Annotated in this window: 16 protein-coding genes; 10 read left to right on the forward strand and 6 right to left on the reverse strand. The window is 33.3% G+C overall.

Annotated elements, in window-relative coordinates; genetic code table 11:
- Positions 1–412 precede the first annotated feature (412 nt).
- From gyrA to dnaA, 6 genes are all read right to left on the reverse strand, one after another.
- Positions 413–2,926 carry a DNA gyrase subunit A gene (gyrA, locus tag COC46_RS04820; RefSeq protein WP_176545059.1) on the reverse strand — a complete coding sequence of 838 codons (2,514 nt, stop codon included), beginning with the start codon at positions 2,924–2,926 and terminating at the stop codon, positions 413–415.
- Between the two features lie 69 nt (positions 2,927–2,995).
- On the reverse strand, positions 2,996–4,918 hold the full coding sequence (gene gyrB / locus COC46_RS04825; RefSeq protein ID WP_098808695.1) for a DNA topoisomerase (ATP-hydrolyzing) subunit B: 1,923 nt from the start codon (positions 4,916–4,918) through the stop codon (positions 2,996–2,998).
- A gap of 98 nt (positions 4,919–5,016) precedes the next feature.
- Positions 5,017–6,138: a DNA replication/repair protein RecF gene (gene recF, locus COC46_RS04830; RefSeq protein ID WP_098808619.1), complete on the reverse strand. Its 1,122-nt coding sequence runs from the start codon at positions 6,136–6,138 to the stop codon at positions 5,017–5,019.
- Between the two features lie 17 nt (positions 6,139–6,155).
- Positions 6,156–6,374, reverse strand: a complete 219-nt coding sequence (gene yaaA, locus COC46_RS04835; protein WP_098119093.1) for a S4 domain-containing protein YaaA — start codon at positions 6,372–6,374, stop codon at positions 6,156–6,158.
- A 224-nt stretch (positions 6,375–6,598) separates the two neighbouring features.
- On the reverse strand, positions 6,599–7,744 hold the full coding sequence (gene dnaN, locus COC46_RS04840; protein ID WP_098808620.1) for a DNA polymerase III subunit beta: 1,146 nt from the start codon (positions 7,742–7,744) through the stop codon (positions 6,599–6,601).
- 156 nt (positions 7,745–7,900) lie between these two features.
- Positions 7,901–9,247 (reverse strand): chromosomal replication initiator protein DnaA, encoded by a 1,347-nt coding sequence (gene dnaA / locus COC46_RS04845; protein WP_098808621.1) that lies wholly within the window; start codon positions 9,245–9,247, stop codon positions 7,901–7,903.
- A 748-nt stretch (positions 9,248–9,995) separates the two neighbouring features.
- On the opposite strand from dnaA, the gene rpmH reads away from it, so the two are divergent.
- From rpmH to COC46_RS04895, 10 genes are all read left to right on the forward strand, one after another.
- Positions 9,996–10,130: a 50S ribosomal protein L34 gene (gene rpmH, locus COC46_RS04850; protein ID WP_000831901.1), complete on the forward strand. Its 135-nt coding sequence runs from the start codon at positions 9,996–9,998 to the stop codon at positions 10,128–10,130.
- Positions 10,131–10,272: 142 nt separating this feature from the next.
- Positions 10,273–10,653, forward strand: coding sequence for a ribonuclease P protein component (gene rnpA, locus COC46_RS04855; RefSeq protein WP_098808622.1), 381 nt, complete (start codon positions 10,273–10,275; stop codon positions 10,651–10,653).
- A 60-nt stretch (positions 10,654–10,713) separates the two neighbouring features.
- Entirely contained in the window at positions 10,714–11,478 is a 765-nt protein-coding gene (spoIIIJ, locus tag COC46_RS04860; protein ID WP_098808696.1) for a YidC family membrane integrase SpoIIIJ, read from the forward strand.
- Entirely contained in the window at positions 11,475–12,113 is a 639-nt protein-coding gene (gene jag, locus COC46_RS04865) for an RNA-binding cell elongation regulator Jag/EloR (protein WP_098808623.1), read from the forward strand. The genes spoIIIJ and jag overlap by 4 nt, the downstream gene beginning before the upstream one ends.
- A 166-nt stretch (positions 12,114–12,279) precedes the next feature.
- Positions 12,280–13,656, forward strand: coding sequence for a tRNA uridine-5-carboxymethylaminomethyl(34) synthesis GTPase MnmE (gene mnmE, locus COC46_RS04870; RefSeq protein WP_098808624.1), 1,377 nt, complete (start codon positions 12,280–12,282; stop codon positions 13,654–13,656).
- A gap of 20 nt (positions 13,657–13,676) precedes the next feature.
- A complete protein-coding gene (gene mnmG / locus COC46_RS04875; RefSeq protein ID WP_098808625.1) occupies positions 13,677–15,563 on the forward strand; it encodes a tRNA uridine-5-carboxymethylaminomethyl(34) synthesis enzyme MnmG in 1,887 nt (628 codons plus the stop codon).
- Between the two features lie 21 nt (positions 15,564–15,584).
- Positions 15,585–16,304, forward strand: coding sequence for a 16S rRNA (guanine(527)-N(7))-methyltransferase RsmG (gene rsmG, locus COC46_RS04880; protein WP_098808626.1), 720 nt, complete (start codon positions 15,585–15,587; stop codon positions 16,302–16,304).
- An 85-nt stretch (positions 16,305–16,389) separates the two neighbouring features.
- On the forward strand, positions 16,390–17,247 hold the full coding sequence (gene noc / locus COC46_RS04885; protein WP_098808627.1) for a nucleoid occlusion protein: 858 nt from the start codon (positions 16,390–16,392) through the stop codon (positions 17,245–17,247).
- 123 nt (positions 17,248–17,370) lie between these two features.
- Entirely contained in the window at positions 17,371–18,132 is a 762-nt protein-coding gene (locus COC46_RS04890) for a ParA family protein (RefSeq protein ID WP_098808628.1), read from the forward strand.
- Positions 18,125–18,961: a ParB/RepB/Spo0J family partition protein gene (locus tag COC46_RS04895; protein ID WP_098808629.1), complete on the forward strand. Its 837-nt coding sequence runs from the start codon at positions 18,125–18,127 to the stop codon at positions 18,959–18,961. The genes COC46_RS04890 and COC46_RS04895 overlap by 8 nt, the downstream gene beginning before the upstream one ends.
- The last annotated feature ends 17 nt before the right edge of the window (positions 18,962–18,978 follow it).

Consider the following 18,978-nt stretch of genomic DNA (forward strand, 5'->3'; position numbering starts at 1 on the left):
TTCAAAGTTCACTTTGTCGCCTTGTCTCTTGGCGACTTCTATATAATATCAAACGTTTAACTGTTGGTCAATAGTTTTTATAAAATAATTTCAAAAAAAAATACGCTAACTATAATTTAGTAGTATTTCTCTCCATTCGAGCTATTACTGTATTGGATAGAATATGAATATCATAAATACATTTGTCTAAATACTATCAAAAGAATCATAATCTAGTTCAACACATATATTATCATTATATAATTCCTCCCGATCGTATTTGAAACGTAATCGATTAAAAGAATTAATACTATTCTATATCCTACAGTATGATAGAAACGACTAATACACACATGTAGCAGTTTCAATTAGAACTTCCATTAGATAATAACAAAAAAAGAGAGAACATATTTGTTCTCTCTTTACTAATCATCTATTCTTCTGTTGTTTCAGTCACATCTTTGCTTTCTAGAGTTGATGATTCAGCTTCGTTGTCTGCTTCATCTTCAGTTTCAACTTCCTCTTCTTTAGCTGCAATAGCAACAGTAGCAACATGACCTTCTTGATCTAATTTAATTAATTTTACACCTTGTGTAACTCGTCCTAAACGTGAGATTTGACTAATTGGCATACGAATGATTACGCCAGATTCAGTGATTAGCATTAAATCCTCTTCATCGCTAACACATTTTAAAGAGATCATCTTACCGTTTTTCTCTGTAACATTTAGTGTTTTTAAACCTTTTCCACCACGGCTCTGAATACGGTACTCTTCTTGAGCAGTTCGTTTACCAAATCCGTGTTCTGTAACAACTAAAATATCTAAGTGTTCCTCAACTACTTCCATCCCTACAACATAATCATCGTCTGAAAGTGTAATTGCTTTAACACCTGTAGCTGTTCTTCCCATAGATCTAACGTCTTCTTCATTAAAACGGATAATCATCCCTTTTGATGTACCTACCACTATATCTTTAGTACTATCAGTTAAACGTACAGAGATTACATCATCATCTTCTTTTAAATTAATGGCGATTAATCCGTTTGTACGAATATTTGCGAAAGCAGATAATGGAACACGCTTTGCAATTCCCTGTTTAGTAGTAAAGAATAAATACCAGTCATCTAAAAATTCACTAACTGGAATTATAGCATTTATACTTTCATCCTTATCAATTTCTAGTAAGTTTACAATTGGAAGTCCTTTAGCAGTACGGCTAAATTCAGGGACTTCGTAACCTTTAGAACGATATACTTTTCCTTTGTTTGTAAAGAATAATATCGTATCATGAGTTGAAGTAGTCAGTAAGTGTTCTAGGAAATCATCATCATTTGTTCCCATTCCTTGAATACCTCGGCCACCTCTACGTTGAGAACGATAAGTAGAAATTGGTAATCGTTTGATATATCCATTATGGGTTAAGCTAACGATAATGTTTTCTACTGGAATTAAATCTTCATCTTCAATCATTTCAACTCCACCAGGAACAATTGCAGTTCTGCGTTTATCATTATATTGTTCTTTTAACTGTGTTAACTCTTCACGAATAATTTCAAGAACACGCTCTTCATCTGCAAGAATAGCTTTCAATTCTGCAATTAATTTAACTAATTCTTGATATTCTTCTTCAATTTTTTCACGTTCTAATCCAGTTAAACGTTGTAATCTCATATCTAAAATTGCTTGAGCTTGTTTTTCTGATAAAGAAAATGTCTCCATTAATCCATTCTTAGCAATTTCTCCAGTTTGCGAAGCTCTAATTAGGCTAATTACTTCATCTAAATGATCTAAAGCTACTTTTAAACCTTCTAAAATATGTGCACGAGCTTCTGCTTTTTCTAATTCAAATTTAGTTCTACGTTTAATAACTTCAATTTGATGATCTAAGTAATGTTTTAGGCAGCTTTTTAAAGATAATACTTTAGGTTCACCGTTAACTAGCGCTAAAAGGTTTATGCCAAAGCTTGTTTGTATAGCAGTTTGTTTATATAAATTATTTAATAATACATTTGCATTTGCATCTCTTCTTACTTCAATGACAATACGCATACCATTTCTGTCAGATTCATCTCGAAGATCTGTAATACCATCAATTTTTTTGTCACGAACTAGTTCTGCTATTCGCTCTACTAACTTCGCTTTATTTACTTGGTATGGTAATTCAGTAACGATTATTGTTTGTCTTCCGTTAGCTTTTTCTTCAATTTCAACTTTACCTCTGATAATAATAGAGCCTTTACCAGTTTCATAAGCTTTGCGAATCCCAGATTTACCTAAAATCATTCCTGAAGTAGGGAAGTCAGGTCCCTGAACATATTCCATAAGTTCCTGTGTAGTAAGTTCAGGATCTTTACTTAGAGCAAGAACACCATCGATTATCTCGCCTAATTGGTGTGGTGGAATATTCGTAGCCATACCAACCGCAATACCTGTAGCACCGTTAACCAGTAAGTTAGGAAAACGAGCTGGTAAAACAATTGGTTCTCTTTCAGATCCATCATAGTTATCTTGAAAATCAATTGTATTTTTATTAATATCACGGATCAATTCCATTGAAATTTTAGACATTCTAGCTTCCGTATAACGCATTGCTGCTGCAGCATCTCCGTCTACTGAACCAAAATTCCCATGGCCATCTACAAGCATATAGCGGAAGTTAAAATCCTGTGCCATTCGTACCATCGTTTCATAAACCGCAGAGTCACCATGTGGATGATACTTACCAATTACTTCACCAACAATACGAGCTGATTTTTTATAAGCTTTTTCTGCCGTCATGCCTAAATCGTTCATCGCATATAAGATTCTTCGGTGTACAGGCTTTAAGCCATCTCTAACATCGGGTAATGCACGTGAGACAATTACACTCATTGCATAATCTAGGAAGGAATTACGCATCTCATTGCTTATGTTAATTTCTTTAATTTGTTGATTTTCATTCAACATCGGCACCTCCCTTTATTTTACGTTACTACGTAGGAAAAGGAGCATGATTGCTCCTTTTATATTTACTTATTAGATATCTAAATTCTTAACATACTTAGCATTGTCTTGAATAAAATTTCGTCTTGGTTCTACTTTTTCACCCATTAATGTTTCAAACGTTTCGTCCGCTTCAATAGCATCTTGAAGATTAACTTGAAGTAGAGTTCTTGTTTCAGGGTTCATTGTAGTTTCCCATAATTGTTCAGGGTTCATCTCTCCTAAACCTTTATATCGTTGGATAACTGGCTTTGGTACTGCAGATAAATTTGAAAGTATTTCTTCCATTTGCTTATTATTATAGGCGTACTGAACTTTTTTACCTTGCTGAATTTTAAATAAAGGTGGTTGGGCAATATATATATATCCACTCTCAATAATTTGACGCATATATCGATATAAGAACGTTAACAATAAGGTACGGATATGCGCTCCATCAACATCAGCATCTGTCATTATGATAATTTTATGGTAACGTGCTTTTTCTATATTGAATTCTTCACCAATTCCTGTACCAAAAGCAGTAATCATTGAACGTACTTCATTATTTGATAAAATTTTATCTAGACGAGCTTTTTCAACATTTATGATTTTTCCACGTAACGGTAATATTGCTTGGAAATGACGATCACGACCTTGTTTTGCGCTTCCTCCAGCTGAGTCACCCTCTACGATATAAATCTCACTAATAGATGAATCTTTTGAAGAACAATCAGCTAATTTCCCGGGCAAACTTGAAACTTCTAATGCACTTTTTCTTCTTGTTAGTTCGCGTGCTTTTTTTGCAGCCATACGTGCTCTAGCAGCCATTAAACCTTTTTCAACTATTTTTCGGGCCTCAGTAGGGTTTTCTAATAAGAATTTATCTAACTTTTCACCAAAAACTTGCTCAGTGATAGTTCGGACCTCACTATTACCTAACTTTGTTTTTGTTTGCCCTTCAAATTGAGGATCTGGATGTTTAATAGAAACGATTGCTGTTAAACCTTCACGTACATCTTCACCAGATAAATTACTATCTTGTTCTTTAATTAATCCGTTTTTACGTCCATAATCATTTATTACTCTTGTTAAGGCAGTTTTAAATCCAACTTCATGTGTACCGCCTTCATGTGTATTAATATTATTTGTGAATGAGTAAATATTACTTGTATAGCTCTCGTTATATTGAAGAGCAATCTCAACAGTTATACCATCTTTTTCACCGATAACAAAAATCGGTTCTTCATGAATAACTTCTTTTGAACGATTTAAATGTTCAACATAAGATTTAATTCCACCTTCATAGTGGTACTCTTTCTTTTGTTTATTTTCTCTACGGTCTTCGATTGTTAAACGTAGACCTCGATTTAAAAAGGCAAGTTCTCTTAAACGATTTGCTAGAGTATCAAATTCATACACTGTCGTTTCAGTAAAAATCTCTTCATCTGGTTTGAAATGTGTAATTGTACCTGTTATTTCTGATTCACCAACGATGCTCATATCAGCCACAGGAACACCTTTTGCAAACTGTTGGTAGTAAATATTACCCTCACGATGAACATGGACTTCTAATAAAGTAGAAAGAGCATTAACAACTGAAGCACCAACCCCGTGTAATCCACCTGATACCTTATATCCGCCACCGCCGAATTTACCTCCAGCGTGTAGTACTGTCATAATTACTTCTAATGCAGGTCTTCCCATTTTCTCATGTATACCTACTGGAATTCCACGACCATTATCTTTAACAGTAATACTGTTGTCCTCTTCTATAATGACATTGATTTCATCACAATATCCTGCTAATGCTTCATCAATACTATTATCAACAATTTCCCAAACTAAGTGATGTAATCCTTTTCCGCTTGTTGAACCAATATACATTCCCGGTCTTTTACGAACAGCTTCTAGGCCTTCGAGAACTTGTATTTGGCTTTCATCATAATTTTGTTCTTGCATTTGCTTCTGATCCATTGTCATGAACACTCACCTACTTTTCTTATTTTACATAAAAAAATCTATAAATTTTAGCTATGCTTATTAGGCGGCTTAGTAGATTTTAAAAATATTACTTATTGAGAATCATTTACTATTGTTCCATGTGAAACATTTATAATATTAGCTTGCTTTATCGTTTCGTGCTGAATCCCGTCGACACTTGTCGTTGTAACAAAAGTCTGCACTTTATTCTGAATTGCATTTAATAAATGTGTTTGACGATAGTCATCTAGCTCTGAAAGAACATCATCTAATAAAAGTATAGGATATTCTCCAACTTCCTCTTTAATCAGTTCAATTTCTGCTAGTTTCAATGAAAGAGCTGTTGTCCGCTGCTGTCCCTGTGACCCAAAGGTCTGAACGTTTTTATCATTTACCATAAAAACTAAGTCATCTCTATGCGGACCGAGCAATGTTGTACCTCTGGATACTTCACGCTCTTTTTCAGCTTCGAATTGTTTTATGTACTCATCTTCCATTTTCGTCAAATCTGTTAAATCTGATACATTAATGCTTGGTTTATATATAATTTCTAGTTTTTCGGTCTCTCTAGAAATTTGACTATGAATAGGCGATGCCCAATCTTGTAGTAATTTTATAAACGAAATTCGTTTCTCAATTATTTTTACGGCATGTTTTACAAGCTGAGATGTTAGGACTTCAAGCATTAAATAGTTCCGGTCTCGGCTAGTTTGTAATGTTCTTAGTAGTGAATTTCGCTGTTGGAGGATTCTCTGATACTGACTTAGATCATGTAGGTAAACAGGCGAAACTTGTCCTAGTTCCATATCTAGGAATTTACGACGCACTTGTGGACTACCTTTTACTAAATGTAAATCTTCCGGTGCAAACATAACGACATTCATTACGCCTATATATTGGCTTAACTTCATCTGTTCAAGATGGTTGAGCTTTGCTTTCTTGCCTTTCTTTGAGAGGATTAATTGTAGTGTTACTTGCTGGTTTTTCTTTTGTAACGTACCTTTTATTGTACCATATTCTTCGTCCCAACGTATCATTTCTTTGTCATTGCTTGTACGATGGGACTTTGTTAAAGCTAGCACATAAATGGATTCCATTAAATTTGTTTTACCTTGGGCATTTTCACCAATAATGACATTAACATTGTTTTGGAAATTTAACTCAAGGTTTTCATAATTACGATATTGTTTTAGTTGTAAATCTTTAATATACAATGGGATTCCCCCAAAACTTAAGAAGTTATAATATATGAACCTATTCCGGTGATCGAAACTGTATCATTTAAAACTAATTTTTTTCCTCTTCTATTTTCAGGCTCATTGTTTACAAAGATTTCATGCTCCGCTAAAAACCATTTAGCCATTCCACCCGTATCAATTACTCCTGCAAGCTTTAAAAATTGACCTAATGTAATATATTCTGTTTTGATTTTAACTTTTTCGTTTTTCATTTTTTACCACCCTCAGATATCCATTCCTTAATTGTACTAAACTTCTGTAAGAAAAAAAACAGTTAACCCTTATTTTGTCTATTAAGTAAAAAAAAGACTGACCTAAATGAACTATGCATTCCCCAAACTAATTTGTAGAATAAATTTTTTATTTATTCTCTAGATTCATTGGAGATTGCTAGTCCATTCCGTTTAGGTCAGCCCCTTTCTTTAGAATTTACTAACTAGTATGTGCGAACAGGTAAAATTAATTGCAATGTTCTCGAATCATTAACAGTGCGAATTAAAAATGGTCTCATAGCACCCGTAAATTGAATATAAATTTCAGGGCTTTCAATTGCTTTTAATGCATCCATTACATATTTCGCACTAAAAGAAATTTTCAATTCTTCACCTTTAATATCTTCACAAACGATTTCATCTACTACTTTACCAATTTCAGGTGAATAAGAAGAAACATTAATAACTGAGTTACCTACTGTTTCTAAGTGAACAACGTTATTTCTTCCTTCTCTTGCTAATAAAGAAGCACGGTCGATTGCTTGTAAGAACTCTTTTGTCATTACAGTAAGTTCCGTTTTACTTTCACTCGGAATCAGTTTTGATGTATCTGGATAATTTCCTTCTAATAATCGAGTAAAGAATAATAAATGTTTTGTTTTAAATAATGCTTGATGTTCTGTTAAGACAATTTCTACTTTTTCGTTATTATCATCAAGAATTTTACTTAACTCGTTTAAACTTTTCCCAGGAATTACAACACTAGCTTTAAACTCACTTGATAATGAACCATTATCAATTTTAGCTTGTCTTAAAGCAAGTCGATGGCTGTCAGTTGCTATACAAGTTAGCTCTCCATTTTCAATTCTCCAATTAACGCCTGTTAAAATTGGCCTAGTTTCTGAAGTCGATACGGCAAAAACTGTTTGACGAATCATAAATTTTAATAAATCTGCAGAAATAGAAATTGTTTCATGTTCTTCAATTTGAGGAAGTAGTGGATATTCCTCTGAATCAAAGCCATTCAAGCTAAATTCAGTTTTTCCAGCTCTTATTGTTGTTACATAATTGTTATCTGACTCCAATTCGACAAAATCAGATGGTAATTTTTTTACAATATCACTGAAATATCGAGCATTTAATACAATGCTTCCAGTTCGTTTAACATCAACTAATTGCTGATCATCTAATATTGTTGGTAAATAAGATTCTATTGATATATCTGAATCACTGCCTGTGAATGTTAATCCTTCATTTGTAACGACTAATTTAATACCAGTTAAGATTGGGATCGTTGTTCTTGATGAAACAGCTCTCATTACATCTTGTACAGCTTTAACAAGATAATCTTTTTGTACTGTAAATTTCATTGTTTGTACTCCTTATATAATTTATAAAATAATATAGTAATAGTAGTAGGGCCTGTGAATTTGTGGATAACTGTATTTTATTAAAGAAAAATAAGTCTATCAACATGTGGATAGACTGTGTAAAAAAGATAGAAAGTTATGCACAGGTAAATAACTCTACTGATTTAATTTTTCGTTGATCTCTTTAATTTGAGACTGCAGCTGTGAGTCCGTTTCAACTAGTTTTGAAATTTTTTCATGTGCATGAATAACAGTTGTATGGTCTCGGCCTCCAAACTCTTCTCCTATTTTAGGTAAAGAATGGTCTGTAAGCTCTCTTGAAAGATACATTGCAACCTGTCTTGGGAATGCGACAGATTTTGTACGCTTCTTAGCTTTAAAATCCTCTAATTTAATATTAAAAAATTCTCCAACTGTTCGTTGAATATCGTGTATTGATAATGTCTTAGGCTTCGTCGCTGTAATTAAATTCTTTAAGGCTTCAGCGGCTACGCTAGCATTTATATCTTTATTAATTAACGATGAATAAGCAACTACGCGAATAAGTGCTCCTTCTAATTCACGAATATTTGTATCGATTTGATTTGCTATATATAACATTACCTCATTTGGAATATCTAACCCTTCAGCTTTAGCCTTTTTACGTAAGATTGCAATCCTAGTTTCTAAATCTGGTGGTGTAATATCCGTAATAAGGCCCCATTCAAATCGTGAACGAAGTCGATCTTCTAATGTAGGAATTTCTTTAGGTGGTCGGTCACTCGAGATAATGATTTGTTTACTTTCTTCATGAAGTGTATTAAACGTATGGAAAAACTCTTCCTGTGTTTGTTCTTTTCCAGCTAAGAACTGAATATCATCTATAAGTAGCACGTCTACATTACGGTACTTATTTCTAAATTCAATTGCCTTATTATCACGTATGGAATTAATGAACTCATTTGTAAATTTTTCTGATGATAAATAAACGACTTTGGCGTTTGGATTATGCTCAAGTACATAGTGTCCAATTGCGTGCATTAAGTGGGTTTTTCCTAATCCAACGCCCCCATATATAAATAATGGGTTATAGGCTTTTGCAGGTGCCTCAGCAACAGCTAATGATGCTGCGTGGGCAAAACGGTTCCCTGAACCAATTACGAATGTATCAAAAGTATATTTAGGGTTTAACATACTTTGGTTGAACTCTACTGGTTCCTCAAATTTAACTTTAGCCTTAACTGCCGGTATATTCATTTCTATTTCTTCTACATGGTTTTGAGGAAGGATAAATTTGATTTCTAATTCCGCTCCAGTTATTTCTAATACTGTATCCATTATTAAAGAAGAATACTTTGACTCAAGCCAATCACGAGCGAATTCATTCGGGGCAATTATTGTTAGCGTATCATTCTTTAAAGAAAATGCCTTTGTTGATTTTAGCCATGTTTCAAAGCTTGGCTTACTTATCTTTTTTTCTATCTCTGCTAGAACCCTAGACCACAGATCCCCTATATTCTCCAAACAGTAATCCCTCCTTACAAAGCTTGTATAACTTTTGTACAAGCATATAAATTAAGTATTTATTTTTATTCATTCTCCTGAATATGCGGTATTTTATAAATCTGCAAAAATCCACTTTATTTGACAGTATTCACCTATGTGGATAACTTTAAAATGGTACAAGTGTAAAACCTGTCCACAAGTTATTAACATCTGTGGACAATTAATAATTAAAAACAACTTGTCCAAAGTGGAAAACAAATTAATAATATCAAAAAACTTTAGTTATTTCAATGAGTAGTTAATGTTATCCACATGCTAATCCACTTGTTTAAAAAAATTGTCCACAGAAAAGTAACTTGTGTAAAAAGTGTCAATAACTATTGTGGGTAAAAAAAGTGCAGGAAAATATTATCCACAGAGCACTTAACAATTTCTTTAAAAGGGGAAGAAATGCTTTTTTAGTAATTTTTTTATTCATTTAAAATTTAGTTACGAAAATTTTTCGACACCGTTATTTTTTTGCTTTGATTATTTGTTTATAAATTTATTGGAGGGAAATGATAGGAGTAAAACTTATTTTTTTAATTTAAATTAAGTTATTTCATTTTCTTTTTTCCTTTATAAAACTAACTGGATCAACTGTTCTTCAAAAAATGGAAATAATTATTCGTTATGATTTAACTTCTTACATTGACATTAATGGTAGTTATTCTTTATAATTTATAGGACTGTCTATTACAGTAATTCCTCAGGGAGGTGTCATATAATGAAAAGAACATATCAACCAAACAAACGTAAACGTAGCAAAGTACATGGTTTCCGCAGCCGTATGAGCACTGCAAACGGACGTAAAGTTCTAGCTGCTCGTCGTCGTAAAGGAAGAAAAGTATTATCTGCGTAGGCCACTGTCAACAGTGGTCTTTTTCACTAATAAGAAGGTCCTTTTTTGCTTTTATGTCACAATTTGTAAGTAAAAAGGGCCTCATTTTTTATAAAAAAATTGTTATGATAATTGAAGGAATCATTTGAGGTGTCAGTGGAACATGAACAAGAAAAACAGAATAAAAAAGAATGCAGATTTTAGTCGCGTTTTTCAAGAGGGATCGTCAACTGCAAATCGACAATTTGTAATCTACACATTAAAAAAAGAAGATCAAAAACAATTTCGTATTGGATTATCTGTTAGTAAGAAATTAGGTAATGCTGTAGTGCGAAATCACATTAAGAGATATATAAGACAAGCTCTTACTGAATTAAGTGATGATCTTCATATAAATAAGGATTACGTTGTGATCGCCAGGAAGCCCTGTACTGAACTACCTTTTAATGAATTTAAAAAAAGTTTAATTCATGTATTGAAAAGGGCGGAAGCGCTTAAAGTACGTGATTTAAATCATAAATTAGATAAAAATCAAATTAAGTAATTACATATTTAAATGTAACATCTTAAAGGAGGAACTAGTTTGAAGACTAAGAAGTACCAAATGCTGGTTACAGTTCTTTTCTTAGTAGTCGTGTTAGCGGGATGTTCACAGACGAACCAACCGATTACATCCGAAAGTACGGGGATTTGGAATGAGTATTTCGTATATCCACTATCATGGTTAATCACAGCTGTATCAGAAATTTTTGGTGGAAGCTATGGAATGGGGATTATTATCGTAACAATTTTAATTCGTTTAGCATTATTACCATTAATGATAAAACAAATTAAAAGTACGAAAGCAATGCAGTCAATTCAGCCTGAAATGTTGAAACTTAGAGAAAAATATTCTTCTAAAGATCAAAAAACAGTTCAAAAATTAAATGAAGAAACAATGAAGTTATACCAACAACATGGTGTGAATCCTTTATCAGGATGTTTACCTATTTTTATTCAAATGCCAATCTTAATTGCCTTCTATCATGCGATAATGAGAACAATGGAGATTAAAGCACATGACTTCTTATGGTTCCAGTTAGGTCATCCAGATCCAATTTATGCTTTACCTATCATTGCTGGTTTGACAACTTTCATTCAACAAAAGGTATCAATGAATACTGGTACTATGACAGGGCCTGCTGCTCAACAAATGAAAATCATGCTTTATGTAATGCCAATCATGATTTTAGTATTTGCTGTTAAATTACCTTCTGCTTTAGCACTTTATTGGGGCGTTGGTAATACATTTATGATTATCCAAACATTATTGGTTAATAGAGGTAATAATACCGAACAAAATAACAGTGTAGGAGGGGCTAGTAAGTGAGAGAAGTAACTGCTACTGGTCAAACAATCGAACAAGCAGTTCAAATAGCACTTCAGCAACTTAGTTCAACAGAAGAAGAAGTAGAAATCAAAGTAATCGAAGACGGTAAAAAAGGATTTTTAGGATTTGGTGCTAAACCTGCTAAAGTATTAGTTGTTAAAAAGAAGACATTAATCGAAAAAACTTACGACTATCTTCTAAATATCGTTAAGAGTCTTGATGAGACTGCAGATGTACACTTTGAGTTACAGGGTACTAAAGAACAAACTTTCTTATTTACAATTAAGGGTGATAAGGTCGCTCTTATTATTGGGAAAAGAGGAAATACTTTAAATGCTCTTCAATTCTTAGTTCAAACATATGTAAATCGACATTCAAAACAATTAATTCATGTTGTTGTAGACGCAGAGAACTATCGATTAAAACGTAAGGAATCACTTGAAATTCTTGCGAAAAAAACTGCTCAAACGGTTTTGAAAACAAGAAAAGCTGTTTCCTTAGAGCCAATGCCTTCTTTTGAAAGAAAAATTATACATCATATACTGACGGATATGCCGAATATCTCTACAAAGTCTGTAGGTCAAGATCCACATCGTCAATTAGTAATAGATTTTAAGAAACCAATTAAGGGTTAATCCTTAATTGGTTTTTTATTGTTCCACTTTCGAGTCATTTAAGTTTACTTGCACTTTTGTACGGTTATAATATAAAAACATTCATTTATAAAATTCTTTATGCTATGCTATAGATTTAGAAGTAACATGTTGACAAATGTTTAACATGCTCCGAGGTGGTTTTCTAATGGAATTTGATACAATTACAGCAATATCGACACCAAAAGGCGAAGGTGCAATTGCCATCGTTCGCTTAAGTGGTGATGAAGCTGTTCAAATAGCTAATAAATTATTTAAAGAAAAAGATTTAAATATAGTGGATTCACATACTATTCATTACGGACATTTAGTTGATCCAACTTCCGGGAATACTGTTGAAGAAGTTATGGTCTCAGTATTAAGAGCGCCTAAAACGTTCACACGTGAAGATGTTATCGAAATAAATTGTCATGGTGGTATTTTTTCGGTTAACAAAGTACTAGAATTAGTTCTTTCACAAGGAGCTAGATTAGCTGAGCCTGGTGAATTTACAAAAAGAGCATTTCTAAACGGTCGAATCGACTTATCTCAAGCCGAAGCAGTAATGGATTTAATTCGTTCAAAGACTGACCGAGCAATGGCTATTGCAATGAATCAAGTTGAAGGTCGTTTATCTAAGCTAGTTAATAGTTTGAGACAAACATTATTAGAGATACTTGCTCATATTGAAGTGAATATTGATTATCCTGAATATGATGATGTTGAAGAAATGACGAATACCGTTTTAATTGAAAAAGCGAAAACGGTTCGAGTTGAAATACAAAAACTACTAGAAACATCAAAGCAAGGTAAGATTTTGCGTGAAGGACTATCTACCGTCATAATAGGTAGACCAAATGTTGGAAAGTCATCTCTTTTAAATACACTTGTCCAGGAAAGCAAAGCAATTGTAACCGATATCCCAGGTACAACTAGAGATGTAATTGAAGAATACGTTAATGTAAAAGGTGTTCCATTACGACTAATTGATACAGCTGGTATTCGTGAGACGAAAGATGTTGTAGAAGCAATTGGTGTCGAAAGATCTAAAAAAGTATTAAATTTGGCCGATTTAGTTTTATTTGTTTTAAATAATAACGAACAATTAAGTGAAGAAGACCGTAAATTATTTGGTGAGATGAGCGGTAAAGATGTAATTGTTATCATTAATAAAACAGATTTGTCACAAAAGCTTGATATGAATGAAGTAAAAGCATTAATTGGTAATGCTACAATTGTGTCAACTTCATTGAAAGAAGAAAAAGGCATTGATGATTTAGAAAAGGCCATTGCTGACTTATATTTTGAAGGGCAAATTGAGGCTCAGGATTTAACTTATTTATCTAATGCTAGACATATTGCTTTATTAAAACAATCAGAACAGACAATTAATGATGCAATTGAAGCAATGAAAAATGGAATGCCAATTGATTTAGTACAGATTGACTTAACAAGGGCGTGGGAATTGTTAGGTGAAATCGTTGGAGATACAGTTCAGGAAAGTTTAATCAACCAGTTATTTTCTCAGTTTTGTTTAGGAAAATAAAATGGTTAGGAGGAGAAAAAATGAGTTTTGAAGCAGGCAATTATGATGTAATCGTTATTGGCGCTGGTCACGCCGGATGTGAAGCCGGGTTAGCATCTGCTCGTATGGGTGCAAATACATTAATGCTGACAATAAATCTTGATATGGTAGCCTTTATGCCTTGTAATCCGTCAGTAGGTGGACCTGCCAAGGGGATTGTTGTACGCGAAATCGATGCGCTTGGTGGTGAAATGGGTCGAAATATCGATAAAACACATATTCAAATGAGAATGTTAAATACGGGGAAAGGTCCTGCAGTACGTGCTTTACGTGCTCAAGCGGATAAATTTGCGTATCAACATGAATTAAAGAAAACAATTGAAAATACAGAAAACCTAACACTAAAACAAGGTTTAGTAGAAAGATTAATTGTAGAAGATGGGCAATGTACAGGTGTAATTACACAAACTGGTGCTATTTATCGTTCAAAGACAGTGGTCATTACAACTGGTACTTTCTTACGTGGAGAAATTATTGTAGGAGAATTAAAATACTCAAGTGGTCCTAATAACCAACAACCAGCAATTAAGCTTTCTGAGCATTTAGAGGAATTAGGAATCGAGCTTGTTCGTTTTAAAACAGGTACACCTCCGCGTGTAAATAGTCATAGTATTGATTACTCAAAGACAGAAATACAACCAGGAGATGCTGTACCTCGTGCATTTTCATTCGAAACAGAACCGGTTGAAACAGAACAAATTCCGTGTTGGCTAACTTATACAAGTGAAACAACACATCAAATTATCGACGACAACTTACACCGTTCGCCTATGTACTCTGGTATGATTAAAGGAACAGGGCCACGTTATTGTCCTTCAATTGAGGATAAAGTTGTTCGATTTAATGATAAACCAAGACACCAAATTTTCTTAGAGCCAGAAGGTAGAAACACTCAAGAAGTTTATGTTCAAGGATTATCAACTAGTTTACCAGAAGATGTACAAGAAAGAATGCTACGTTCGATTGCAGGTCTTGAGAATGTTCAAATGATGAGAACTGGTTACGCAATTGAATATGATGCGATTGTTCCAACACAATTATGGCCAACATTAGAACTTAAGCCAATTAAGAACCTATATACTGCAGGTCAAATTAATGGTACTTCAGGTTATGAAGAAGCAGCTGGTCAAGGCTTAATGGCAGGAATTAACGCAGCATGTCGTTCTTTAGATAAAGAAGAGGTAATTTTAGATCGCTCTGAAGCCTATATCGGTGTTTTAATTGATGACTTAGTAACAAAAGGTACAAATGAACCGTACCGTCTTCTTACTTCTAGAGCAGAATATCGTCTATTACTACGTCATGACAACGCTGATTTACGATTAACAAAAATAGGTCAAAAACTTGGTTTAATATCTGATGAAAGATATGCTGAGTTCGAACAAAAGAAAATGTTAATTGAAGAAGAAATCGAGCGTTTAAAAGCTACTCAATTAAGACCGACAAAAGAAGTTCAGGAATTAATTGCTCAAAATGGTGGTAGCGAACTAAAAGACGGAATTAAGGCGGCTGATTTACTACGTCGACCAGAAATGCTTTATGAGCATATTGAGATTCTTACTCCATCTGAAAAGGAATTACATCCAGATGTTAAAGAGCAAGTTGAAATACAAATTAAGTATGAAGGTTATATTGAAAAATCATTAAACCAAGTAGAACGTATGAAAAGAATGGATTTAAAGAAAATCCCTGAAAATATCGATTATCAAGCAATTCATGGCCTTGCTACTGAAGCAAGACAAAAGCTTGAGCAAGTACGCCCGCTATCAGTAGGTCAAGCTTCTCGTATATCTGGTGTTAATCCGGCAGATATTTCAATTCTACTTGTTTATTTAGAACAAGGAAAAATTGCAAGAATATCGAACTAATAATAGATAGGGGTATTACTAGTGAATAAAGAACAATTTATCGCTGCACTTAAAGATAAAGGAATTCATTTATCAGATTTTCAATTAAAGCAATTTGATATATATTTCCACACTTTAGTTGAGTGGAACAATAAAATGAACTTAACTGCTATTACAGAAGAAGAAGAAGTGTATTTAAAGCATTTTTATGATTCAATTAGTGCTTCCTTTTATTTCGACTTCAATGATGAAATCACTTTATGTGATATTGGTGCAGGAGCGGGCTTCCCTTCTATACCAATTAAAATATGTTTCCCATCTATCAAATTAACGATCGTAGATTCCCTTCAAAAAAGGATTACATTTTTGAATCACTTAGCGAAGGAATTACAATTAGAGAAAGTAACATTTATTCATGATCGTGCAGAAACTTTTGCTAAAAGAACTGGTATGAGAGAGTCTTTCGATGTTGTAACTGCTAGAGCGGTTGCTAGAATGTCTGTGTTAACTGAATTATGCTTACCACTTGTTAGACCAAACGGATATTTTGTAGCGCTTAAAGGTGCTGCAGGACAAGATGAGTTAGAAAAAGCAAAATATGCAATTAAAACTCTTGGTGGAGAAGTTAAATCAATTAATCACTTTACTCTCCCAACTGAAGATAGTGATCGAAATATTGTTATAGTAGAAAAGAAACGTAAAACGCCATCTAAGTACCCTCGAAAACCGGGTACTCCTGGTAAAGAACCATTAGAAATTTAATATGATAAACTAACAAATGTTTCACGTGAAACATTTGTTATGTTTATTCTATTGTGAACGAAATTCTAAAAGGGTGGGAATCACATTGAAAAGCACATTATCTAGGTTATTTGGCTTATCGGAAAAAGAGAGTAATGATGATGTTCGATCTTCGGTTTCAAGCAATGAAGTTATTCGCCAAATTCCAGTATCAGAAATTGTACCGAATCAGTATCAGCCTAGAACATTCTTTGATGATGAGAAAATTAAAGAACTAGCGCTAACAATTCGAACTCATGGTATTATTCAACCAATTGTTGTAAGGGAAATTAGACCAAACTTTTATGAAATAATTGCCGGGGAAAGAAGATTTAGAGCTGTTTCCTCTTTAGAGTGGGATACAATTCCTGCGATTGTAAAAACGTTTAATGATACAGAGACTGCCTCTGTCGCTCTAATCGAAAATTTACAACGTGAAGAATTATCTCCTTTTGAAGAAGCAGTTGCTTATCAAAAACTAATTGATTTACATAACTTAACTCAAGAGGCACTAGCTCAGCGATTAGGTAAAGGACAATCGACAGTTGCAAACAAATTAAGATTATTGAAACTTCCAGGGGAAATACAACAAGCCTTATTGGACAAGTCAATTACGGAACGTCACGCAAGAGCACTTATTCCGCTTAAGCTGCCTCAGTTACAAATTACTCTTCTCCAGGAAATAATTGAAAAACAATTAAATGTAAAACAAACTGAGGATCGAGTAGTAACTTTACTTACAGAAACAGAAAAAAAACCAAAGGCTAAGCGTAAATTTAAGGCCATTAGTAAAGATATTAGAATTGCGATGAATACAATTCGCGAATCCTTACAGATGGTGACTAAAACAGGAATGAATATTGATAGTCAGGAAGAAGAACATGATGACTATTACCAAATAACTATTAAAATACCAAAAAAATAAATTCTAAATTCACCTCTTTTCAGTGGTGAATTTTTTTTATCATTTTTAAATCTAAACACAATGATGAATCTATTCATGGTAGAATAGAATATAAGAATTGTTGTGGAAGGAGTAGATTACATAGTGGTTAAAGTAATCTCTATAGCTAATCAAAAAGGTGGTGTTGGTAAGACTACAACATCCGTTAACTTGGGTGCTTGTTTAGCTCACTTAGGAAAAAAAGTATTACTTGTCGATATAGATCCTCAAGGGAATGCAACTAGTGGTATTGGAATTGAAAAAGCTGACGTGAATCAGTGTGTATACAATGTATTAGTTGATGATGTTGAAGCGAAAAATGTTATTTTAAACACTGCTATTCCAAATTTCGATATTATTCCAGCAACAATTCAACTTGCTGGGGCAGAAATTGAATTAGTCCCTACTATTTCTAGAGAAGTACGATTAAAGCGTGCTTTAGATACAGTCAAAGGTAACTATGATTATATTTTAATAGATTGTCCCCCATCATTAGGCTTATTAACGTTAAACTCACTAACTGCGTCTGATTCTATTATTATTCCTGTTCAGTGTGAATATTACGCACTTGAAGGATTAAGTCAGTTATTAAGTACTGTTCGTTTAGTACAAAAACATTTAAATAAAAATTTAGCAATCGAAGGCGTATTATTAACGATGTTAGATGCTCGTACAAATTTAGGACTTCAAGTTATTGAAGAAGTAAAAAAATATTTTCAGGATCGTGTCTATAAGTCAATTATTCCAAGAAATGTACGCTTAAGTGAAGCACCGAGTCATGGAAAACCGATCATTACATATGATCCAAAGTCTAGAGGTGCAGAAGTATATCTTGAACTAGCAAAGGAAGTGATTGATAATGGCTAAAGGTTTAGGTAAGGGTATTGGAGCGTTTTTTCAAGATATCAATCAACACGAAGAGTTAGTTCAAGAAATTGAACTTAAAGAACTTAGACCTAATCCATACCAACCTCGTAAAGTATTTGATGAAACTGCAATGTTAGAGTTAACTCAATCAGTAATTGAACATGGGATACTTCAACCAATTATTGCGAGAAAAAGTATAAAAGGTTTCCAAATCGTTGCTGGAGAAAGACGATACCGTGCTGCAAAAAATGCGGGTTTAAATACAGTCCCTGTTATTGTTAGAGAACTTTCTGAAGAACAAATGATGGAATTAGCTGTATTAGAAAATTTACAGCGAGATGATTTAAATCCTCTTGAAGAAGCTGAAGCATATCAAACATTAATTGAACAATTACATTTAACTCAAGAACAATTGGCAAAGAAGCTTGGCAAAAGTCGTCCGCATATTGCTAACTACTTAAGAATTTTAACCTTACCTAATTCTGTTCAAAAAATGGTTGAACAAGGTACGCTCTCAATGGGTCATGGTAGAGCACTTTTAGGTCTTAAACGTAAAGGGTTAATTGAGGGTACTGCGCTAAAAGTAATTGAAAAAAATCTAAGTGTTCGTGAAGTTGAAGCACTAGTTAATGATTTAAATGAAAATGTTTCACGTGAAACACCAAAAAAGAATTTAAATAAGAATATATTCTTTAGTGAGTATGAGGATATGTTACAAGAGAAGTTTGGAACTTCTGTTAAAATTAAATCAGCTAAAGATAAAGGGAAAATAGAAATTCAATTTTTTAATAAAGAAGATTTAGAAAGAATACTTTCTATCATTAAATAAGTTATTCATAGGGAATA

The sequence above is a fragment of the Bacillus sp. AFS041924 genome (genome assembly GCF_002577195.1).
GTDB lineage: Bacteria > Bacillota > Bacilli > Bacillales > Bacillaceae_G > Gottfriedia.